An 8,842-nucleotide genomic window follows, 5' to 3' on the forward strand; every position below is an offset into this window, starting at 1 on the left:
CTAAGTAAGTAACTCGATTAATGTTAAATTACATCCAATGTTTCTAGTAGTTGGCAAAGAACCAGCAGAATAACCTGAAGAAAGGTTTCCAGAACTTAATCCGCTTTCTGGATCTGCATAAGGTAAGTTTTTGTGGATGATCCATAAATTAGATCCAATTATACTAAATTTCAATTCTGAAATTTTCATTTTAGATGTATATTTAGATGGTAGTGTATATGTAATATTTGCTTCTCTTAATTTTATATAAGAAGCATCATAAATAAACGCTTTGTTTGGATTTGCTTCATATCCGTAAATTCCATAAACGTCAGAGTTTGCTGCTCTTACGGTATTTGCTGAACCATCAGCTTGAACACCTGGTAAAATAATACCTCCACCATTAGCAATTGAGTTTCTGATAGGATTCCCTAAATGGTTAGTTCCAACAGTAATATCGTAAAGTCCAGTGTCTAATCCATAAGATTGGTCTAAAGAAAAGATGTCTCCACCTTTTTGCATATCAATTAAGAATCCAGCTGAAATATTTTTATAAGTAAATTTGTTTCTAACACCACCAATCCAATCTGGTGTAACATTTCCAATTACATTATTAGTATTACTGTTTTTAAGATATATACCATTTGTACCAACTACTTTTTGTCCGTTCAAATAGATAAAATCTGTTCCCATAATTGTTCCATAAGGCTCTCCCACGGTTGCATTAATTGTAACACCACCTTGAAAACTTCCTAACTGTAAGTTAGAAATTCCTTCATTTAAACTAACAACTGTATTTCTATTAACAGACCAGTTTAAAAACATTTCCCATTGGAAGTCTTTTGTTTTTATTGGTGTAATATTCATTTGAACCTCAATACCCTTATTTTGAACCGAACCAGCATTAACATATCTTGAGGAATATCCTGTAGAAGTTGAATAAGATACTGGGAAAATTTGATCTCTACTCAAACTTTTGTAAGCACTTATGTCAAATCCAAGTCTTCTGTCTAGTAATTGAACTTCTAAACCTATTTCTTTAGTCTCAGTTCTTACTGCGCTAAGATTTGGATTGTTTTTTGTAGAGGGAACTGAATACAATTGGTTTGAACCAAATGCCGTATTTTTCGTGTAAGTGTCAAATAATGAAAAGTCATTAATTTGTCCTTGAGGGTTTTCGGCATAACTTGCTCTCAATTTACCAAAGTTTAACCAAGGTGCTTTAATATTGTTTGAGAAAACATAACTTGCAGATAACGCTTTAGTTGTTATTGTATTTAATCCTTTTGCTAATGTTGAAAAAGCATCTCTTCGAGCTGTTGCGTCCAAAAAGATAAAATCTTTATAACCAAAAGATAATGTGCCAAAATAACTATTAACAGTATTATAACTTTCAGATTCTAAAGGAGATGACACTGCATTTCCATTCAATAAACTAAATAAATTCGGAACAATTAGACCTCCTTTTGTAGAAGCTAATGTATAATTCGCTTTAGTCTTTTTAACTGTACCACCTACGACACCATTAAAAGAAAAATCTTTTGAAAAATCTTTTTTAAAAGTTAATAATAAGTCATAATTTTGTTCAGAAAAAGTTCTATTGTATTTTTGGTATCCTGATGTTTCTTTTAATCTTTCAATACCAAATTCTGCTGCAACCGAACCATTTGCTCTTCTCTCTTCTCTTATTTCTGAATAACTATCAGTAGCTATTTTACCAGTTGCAGTTAACCAGTTGTTGATTTTATAATCTAATTTTGCATAACCAATAAAACGATTTCTTTCATCATTTTGGTAGCTTTTGTATCTTGTAAAATAAGGATTATCCCAATAGATAGGTTTAAGACCTGCCGCAGTAGTTGGGTTTGCCCAGTTCCAAGTAATATTTTGTCCGTTAGAATTATCAAATACTTCTTTTAATTCTTTTACATCAGTGTTAGTTTGCCACCACTGACGGAAAGTACCCATGATGTTATCATTATAACCAGTTGAATTTCTACCTGTAGTATTTTGGATTACAAAATTAGCAAATATTGTTGTAGAAAATTTATCATTAAAGATATGTGTAACTTTAGCACTTAAAGAATTTTTCTTCATCTCGCTATTTGGCATGATACCATTTTGTTTAAAATTATTATAATTCAAAACAAAACTAGATTTATCGTCGCCATTTTCCAAACTTAAAGAATTACTGAATGATGTTGGGGTTTGAAAAAAAGTTATTGGTCCATTTTTAGCTGCAACCCATGGTGTAGCTTTACCATAATTTGATGAATATGGTGTGAAAGCATTCCATTGATATACCAAATGTCCATCAAACGGATCACCATAAGAACCATCATTAGATGTATCAACAGTATCTATTGGGCTAGTTCCTAAAAATGAAGTACCTAAACCATATCCAGAACCATATTGATCTTGATATACAGGAAAAGTTGATTTGTCTATACCGCCTGTAATAAATTCACTAGCAATAGTTACACCCATTCCACCATTTTTATTAGTCTTTCCTTTTTTTGTTGTAATTAAAATAACACCATTACCAGCTTGGTATCCATATAGTGCAGAAGCTGCGGCACCTTTCAAAATATTCACATTCTCTACATCATCAGGATTAATATCCATAGCTGCATTACCATAATCATAAGTTGTCCCTCTACCTGTTGTTTGAGCACCCGTATTAGAATTAACATTTTGATTATTAATAGGCATTCCATCTACAACGATTAACATTTGGTTATTTCCTGTTAAACTTTTAATACCTCTAGAGACAACATTAGTAGATCCTCCAAAGTTATTGTTCCGTCTGATAGCAACACCAGATACTTTTCCTGATAATTCATTTAAAAAATTTCCACTACCAGCTCCCGCATTTAAGTCAGATCCTTTAACTTCTTGCGTAGCATATCCCAAAGATTTTTTCTCTCTTTTGATACCCATTGCTGTAACAACAACTTGGTTTAATTCGTTGGCATCGCTTGCTAATTTTACATTTATGGTAGTAGAGGTAGCTTTTACTTCTTGTGCTTTCATCCCTACATAGCTAAATACTAAAACGTCTGAAGCATTTGCTTTGATTTTGTATTTTCCATCAAAATCTGTCTGAACGCCATTGGTTGTTCCTTTAACTTTTACGTTGGCCGTAGGGATTGGTAATCCACTAGCGTCCGACACAACTCCACTTACTGTTCTGTCTTGTGCAAACGTAAGTTGTGTTATTAACACTAAAAATAGTGCCAAAATTCCTTTTAACTTTAGTTTCATTTTAATTAATTTTGAATTAGTTGCGTCAAAAGTCTTAATTATTTGTTAAGTATCCAAATTTTAAATCATAAATTTTAAGTTTTTTTTATGATTTTTCTAATTTCAACTGATTTTTGGGTGTTTTTATAGATTTTATATAACTCAAAATCTATTTTATTAACAATAATTTACTAAAACGTTGTCGTTAAACTTAAATGTATCAATGCACTCGAATTCTTGATGTTTTGCTGTCCGACGGTGCCGTTGGCATAGTTCATTTTGAGCCAACCATTTTTGGTTTTGAGTCCAAATCCTAGTCCTAGTCCAAATAATTTGCCTGTTGTTTGGGTGGTTTTGTCCTCAAAAAAACCATAATCGGTTATGGTGTGTACATATAAAGTGGGGCTTATGACGTATTGGTATTCTGTGATTATTGTCATTACTAAATGGGCTTGCAAACTGTTTTCGAGAAAGCCTCTTATGGATTTGATTCCTCCAAATCGATACAATTCGTTTGTAAAATAGGTATTACTTTGTAGGTAAAAATTTTGGGTTTTCAGGCTCAATCCGTGTTTGTCTTTCCAAAGTAATTGCCAATGGGCATTGAGGGCTAAAAATTGTTGTTGGTTGGTTTGATTTTTAGTTTGCCTATTTCCATTACCTATTGCTATATGTAGATAGGTATTGTCTAAAAAGGACTCTATTTTGTTTCTTTGAAAATCAAATTGTGCTACATAAAACTGGTTTTGATAAGATATCCCATTGGTATTTGCTGTTTTTAGGGTTTGGGTTGATGTTGCATTTTGAATACCTACAAATATTTTGGTTTTTAAATTCAATGCGAAGCCTAAATCCAAGGCCAATTTTGTGGTTTGAAACGTGCTGTCTTGTTTCAAAATATGGATTTGGGTCTTTGAAGTAAGTGGAGTTTTAAAAATATAGGGCAATTCTAGGTCAAACAAAAATGTTTTTTGTTGTTTGCCATCAGATTTCCAATTGATTTTCAATATTTCGCCTTGGTTTAAAAAATTTTGAAGACCAAGGTCTAAATTACCATTAAATTGTAGTTTTTGATTGTCGTTGTTAGAAAATCCAATAAGACCATCAAAGGTATTATTGTTGCTTTTGTTAAGATAAACAAACACTTTTGAGGTTTTTTCTGTAAACAGCAACTCTGGAAATTTCATTGATTTTACAAATCCTAGTTGTGCAAAATCTTGGTGCAACGATTCTAAAAGCTGTTGGTTGAGGGTTTTGTTTTGGTATTTTTTGATTAGATATTTTTTAATTCCAGCCGGAAACACATCATATCCTTTGATTATGATATCGTTCAGAAAGCGTTTGGATTGCGGTTCGATGATCAAATCGGCTATAAGTGTTTGGTTTTTAGTTATTTTGTTTTGCAGATTCACTTTAGAAAGCGGGAATCCATTTGTGGCTAATTTATCCGTGGTTTGTTTTAAAAAAGTAGCAATTTGTTCATAATTTACAACTAAAGTATCTGATGGGCTATTCGGAAAAAACGACTTATTTGTACCTATATATATATGTATGAATTTGATGGGAGTTCCAAGATCAAATTGGTACTCGAAAATTGAATCTTGTATGACTTTTTTGTGCCATAAAACCGCATTGATATACCCTTTATCGACGAGTTTGTTTTGAAAATTTGACATTTCTTGGTTTATCCGAGCGGCATTAGATAGTTTTTTTGCATAGCCAATAGCTTGAATTTGAGCATTTTGAGACTCATTTCGACCCAAAATAGACAGATAGACATGCTGTGCCGAGAGTATTGGGCAAAAATAAAGGAAGACAATAAGGGCAAAAAACTGTTTCAAAAGGAATGAAATTTAGGTAAAATTAAAATAAAAAAACGAAAAACACATCAAAAAAGTATAGTAAATGAAATAGTGTTGAAAATTAATGAATTATGATTTGCTAGGAAAAAAAAAAGTTATACATTTGCAAGCCCGTAAAAAGCGGGAAAATTATATTTAAATAATATTTAGTATTAATTATGCCAACAATTCAACAATTAGTAAGAACAGGAAGAACTCAGATAACTAAGAAGAGTAAATCGGTTGCTTTAGATTCTTGTCCTCAAAGAAGAGGGGTTTGTACGCGTGTTTACACTACTACGCCAAAAAAACCAAACTCAGCCATGCGAAAAGTAGCACGTGTGCGTTTGACCAATGGTAACGAAGTAAATGCCTACATCCCAGGAGAAGGACACAATCTACAAGAGCACTCGATAGTATTAGTTAGGGGTGGAAGAGTAAAAGATTTACCAGGTGTAAGATACCACATTGTTCGTGGTGCTTTAGATACATCAGGAGTAGCTGGAAGAACACAAAGACGATCTAAGTATGGAGCAAAACGTCCAAAACCAGGACAAGCCCCAGCAGCAGCAGGAAAGAAAAAGTAAATCAAAAAAATCAGTTCTAAACCTGTAAATCATGTTTAAGTAAAATATATTTGAATGTTTATTTTACAGTAATAAAAGAACGTAAAACGAAAAGAAATGAGAAAAAGAGCGGCAAAGAAAAGACCACTTTTACCAGATCCAAGGTTTAATGACCAGTTGGTAACACGTTTTGTGAACAATCTAATGTGGGATGGTAAAAAATCAACAGCTTTTAAAGTGTTTTATGATGCAATGGACATCGTAGAAAGCAAAAAACAAGATGCAGAAAAATCATCAGTAGAAATTTGGAAAGATGCTTTAACCAACGTAATGCCACACGTAGAAGTACGTAGCCGAAGAGTGGGTGGAGCAACATTTCAAATTCCAATGCAAATTCGTCCAGATAGAAAAATATCTATGGCGATGAAATGGATGATTCTTTATGCAAGAAGAAGAAATGAAAAATCGATGGCACAAAAATTAGCTTCAGAAGTATTAGCAGCAGCTAAAGAAGAAGGTGCAGCGGTTAAGAAAAGAATGGATACTCACAAAATGGCAGAGGCAAACAAAGCCTTCTCTCACTTTAGATTTTAATACATAACGAAATGGCAAGAGATCTAAAATATACAAGAAACATAGGTATTGCGGCTCATATTGATGCTGGAAAAACAACAACAACAGAGCGTATTTTATTCTATACAGGAAAATCTCACAAAATTGGTGAAGTACACGATGGTGCTGCAACAATGGACTGGATGGCACAAGAGCAAGAAAGAGGGATTACTATTACTTCTGCTGCTACAACTTGTGAATGGAATTTTCCAACAGAACAAGGAAAAGTTTTACCAGAAACAAAACCTTACCACTTTAACATCATTGATACTCCTGGACACGTGGATTTTACCGTAGAGGTAAACCGTTCTTTGCGTGTATTGGACGGATTGGTTTTCTTATTTAGTGCGGTTGATGGTGTAGAACCACAATCAGAAACAAACTGGAGACTTGCCGATCAGTACCGAGTGCCACGTATGGGATTCGTTAACAAAATGGACCGTCAAGGAGCTAACTTTTTGAACGTTTGTCAGCAAGTTAGAGATATGTTAAAATCTAACGCTGTGGCCATTACATTGCCAATTGGCGACGAAGCTGATTTTAAAGGAGTAGTAGATTTAGTTAAAAATCAAGCCATTGTATGGCACGATGCTACACAAGGAGCTACTTTTGATATAGTAGATATTCCAGCGGATATGGTAGATGAAGTAAAAGAATACCGTTCTATACTTATCGAAGCCGTAGCTGACTATGACGAAAATCTATTGGACAAATACATGGAAGATGAAAACTCTATTACAGAGGAAGAAATCAATACCGCTTTAAGAGCAGCTACTATTGATATGGCGATTATTCCAATGATTGCTGGTTCTTCTTTCAAAAATAAAGGAGTGCAATTCATGCTAGATGCAGTATGTAAATACTTACCATCACCAACAGATAAAGAAGGTATCGAAGGAATTCACCCAGATGATGCTGAATTATTAGAAGAAGATCAAACCAAAATTTTACGTCGTCCAGATGTAAAAGAGCCTTTTGCAGCTTTGGCATTTAAAATTGCTACAGATCCATTCGTTGGTCGTTTAGCGTTTTTCCGTGCTTATTCTGGTCGTTTGGATGCTGGTTCTTATGTATTGAACACCCGTTCTGGAAGCAAAGAAAGAATTTCTCGTATTTATCAAATGCATGCTAACAAACAAAATCCAATCGAATACATCGAGGCTGGAGATATTGGAGCAGCAGTTGGTTTTAAAGATATCAAAACTGGAGATACTTTGTGTGATGAAAAACACCCTATTATCCTTGAATCAATGAAATTTCCTGCTCCTGTAATTGGTATTGCAATTGAGCCAAAAACCAAAGCAGACGTGGACAAAATGGGTATGGCTTTGGCAAAATTAGCTGAAGAAGATCCTACTTTTACTGTTAGAACAGATGAAGCATCTGGACAAACGATTATTTCTGGTATGGGCGAGTTACACTTGGACATCCTTGTAGATCGTATGAAACGTGAGTTTAAAGTAGAAGTAAACCAAGGAGAACCTCAAGTAGAATACAAAGAGGCTTTTACAAAATCTGCTCAACACAGAGAAGTTTACAAAAAACAATCTGGAGGTCGTGGAAAATTTGGAGACATTGTTTTCCGTTTGGAACCAGCAGACGAAGTAGATGGAAAAGTACCTGTAGGATTACAATTTGTAAACGAAGTAAAAGGAGGAAACGTACCAAAAGAGTATATTCCATCTGTTGAAAAAGGTTTCCGTGAAGCTATGAAAACAGGGCCTTTAGCAGGCTACCAAGTAGATAGTTTGAAAGTAACTTTGTTAGACGGATCGTTCCACCCTGTGGATTCTGATGCCCTTTCGTTTGAGTTAGCTGCTAGAATGGGTTACAGAGAGGTAGCAAAAGCTGCTGGTGCTGTTATTTTAGAGCCAATCATGAAAATGGAAGTCATAACTCCAGAAGAAAACATGGGTGATATTGTAGGGGACATCAACCGTCGTAGAGGACAAGTGAATGACATGGGAGACAGAAATGGTGCAAAAACCATTAAAGCCGATGTACCATTGTCTGAAATGTTTGGTTATGTAACTACATTAAGAACTTTATCTTCAGGCCGTGCAACTTCTACAATGGAATTTTCACACTATGCCGAAACACCTTCTAATATATCAGAAGCAGTTATCAAAAAAGCAAAAGGAAACGCTTAATCTTTAAGAAAATGAGTCAAAAAATCAGAATAAAATTAAAATCTTACGATCACATGTTGGTAGATAAATCTGCTGAAAAAATCGTAAAAACGGTAAAAACAACTGGAGCAGTTGTTACAGGACCAATTCCATTGCCAACTCACAAAAAATTGTTTACTGTATTGCGTTCGCCACACGTAAACAAAAAAGCTAGAGAGCAATTTGAAGTGATGTCTTACAAAAGATTGATCGATATTTATTCTTCTTCTTCAAAAACTATTGATGCTTTAATGAAATTAGAGTTACCTAGTGGGGTAGAAGTTGAAATAAAAGTATAATTACTTCTTATTTATTATATAAAAGCCAAGTCAAATTATAAAATTGACTTGGCTTTTTTGATTGTTTATGAAGCAATATTGGGTTCATAAAGTTGTTTCTGTCTTATACCAAATATAAAATAGTCCAATCTACT

At 33.9% G+C, this 8,842-nt stretch carries 6 protein-coding genes; 4 read left to right on the top strand and 2 right to left on the bottom strand.

Features of this window, described 5'->3' with window-relative positions; all coding sequences use genetic code 11:
- Together B0A58_RS10345 and B0A58_RS10350 are read right to left on the bottom strand one after the other, a co-directional pair.
- Window positions 1-3,243 (bottom strand): SusC/RagA family TonB-linked outer membrane protein, encoded by a 3,243-nt coding sequence (locus tag B0A58_RS10345; RefSeq protein WP_089080999.1) that lies wholly within the window; start codon window positions 3,241-3,243, stop codon window positions 1-3.
- A 170-nt stretch (window positions 3,244-3,413) separates the two neighbouring features.
- Window positions 3,414-5,063, bottom strand: coding sequence for a BamA/TamA family outer membrane protein (locus B0A58_RS10350; RefSeq protein ID WP_089081000.1), 1,650 nt, complete (start codon window positions 5,061-5,063; stop codon window positions 3,414-3,416).
- Window positions 5,064-5,242: 179 nt separating this feature from the next.
- Between B0A58_RS10350 and rpsL the strand changes: the two genes are divergently transcribed.
- The 4 genes from rpsL (at window position 5,243) to rpsJ (ending at window position 8,708) form a co-directional block, all read left to right on the top strand.
- Window positions 5,243-5,650: a 30S ribosomal protein S12 gene (gene rpsL, locus B0A58_RS10355; protein ID WP_014085051.1), complete on the top strand. Its 408-nt coding sequence runs from the start codon at window positions 5,243-5,245 to the stop codon at window positions 5,648-5,650.
- A gap of 96 nt (window positions 5,651-5,746) precedes the next feature.
- Window positions 5,747-6,223, top strand: coding sequence for a 30S ribosomal protein S7 (gene rpsG, locus B0A58_RS10360; RefSeq protein ID WP_014085052.1), 477 nt, complete (start codon window positions 5,747-5,749; stop codon window positions 6,221-6,223).
- A gap of 11 nt (window positions 6,224-6,234) precedes the next feature.
- On the top strand, window positions 6,235-8,391 hold the full coding sequence (gene fusA, locus B0A58_RS10365) for an elongation factor G (RefSeq protein ID WP_014085053.1): 2,157 nt from the start codon (window positions 6,235-6,237) through the stop codon (window positions 8,389-8,391).
- Window positions 8,392-8,402: 11 nt separating this feature from the next.
- A complete protein-coding gene (gene rpsJ / locus B0A58_RS10370; RefSeq protein WP_007803605.1) occupies window positions 8,403-8,708 on the top strand; it encodes a 30S ribosomal protein S10 in 306 nt (101 codons plus the stop codon).
- The last annotated feature ends 134 nt before the right edge of the window (window positions 8,709-8,842 follow it).

Origin of the sequence: Flavobacterium branchiophilum NBRC 15030 = ATCC 35035, from assembly GCF_002217205.1 — a bacterium.
In the GTDB taxonomy this organism is placed as follows: domain Bacteria; phylum Bacteroidota; class Bacteroidia; order Flavobacteriales; family Flavobacteriaceae; genus Flavobacterium; species Flavobacterium branchiophilum.

Coding starts and splice junctions, on each gene's coding strand:
- B0A58_RS10345 (WP_089080999.1), bottom strand. CDS start 3,243: ATGAAACTAAAGTTAAAAGGAATTTTGGCACTATTTTTAGTGTTAATA.
- rpsL (WP_014085051.1), top strand. CDS start 5,243: ATGCCAACAATTCAACAATTAGTAAGAACAGGAAGAACTCAGATAACT.
- rpsJ (WP_007803605.1), top strand. CDS start 8,403: ATGAGTCAAAAAATCAGAATAAAATTAAAATCTTACGATCACATGTTG.
- fusA (WP_014085053.1), top strand. CDS start 6,235: ATGGCAAGAGATCTAAAATATACAAGAAACATAGGTATTGCGGCTCAT.
- rpsG (WP_014085052.1), top strand. CDS start 5,747: ATGAGAAAAAGAGCGGCAAAGAAAAGACCACTTTTACCAGATCCAAGG.